The sequence below is a fragment of the Pseudomonas sp. HY2-MNA-CIBAN-0224 genome, from assembly GCF_040310285.1.
GTDB classification, from domain to species: Bacteria; Pseudomonadota; Gammaproteobacteria; order Pseudomonadales; family Pseudomonadaceae; genus Aquipseudomonas; species Aquipseudomonas helleri.
In genome coordinates this window covers 1-357 of record NZ_JBEOPQ010000256.1, presented here as the reverse complement: position 1 = coordinate 357, position 357 = coordinate 1, and the positions used below count along the sequence as shown (strand labels likewise).

General features: G+C 47.1%; 1 pseudogene. It reads right to left on the bottom strand.

Annotation, left to right across the window (positions count from 1 at the left end):
- Nucleotides 1–357 (bottom strand): annotated as a pseudogene (locus AAEZ03_RS26290) (excinuclease ABC subunit B); the annotation flags it as partial.

Here is a 357-nt window from a genome sequence, read left to right as displayed (position 1 = left end):
CCTTTATACATTGCACCGATTTGCGAAACAGTGACATGTGACTCATCAAGGAACAGCAGTGCGTCTTCTGGAATATAGTCAAACAACGTCGGCGGCGCTTCCCCTGATGGACGACCAGAGAGATGCTGCGAATAGTTTTCGATACCGTTGCAATAGCCGAGCTGTTGAATCATCTCAAGATCATACTGGGTACGCTCTTTGAGACGCTGTGCTTCAATCAGCTTGTTATTTTCACGGAAATATTCTAAACGTGGCTCAAGCTCAGCGCGAATGGTATGACTGGCAGCTTCTAACTTGTTGCGCGGCGTCACATAATGCGATTTTGGATAGATAGTAATACGTGGCACGCTACGTACC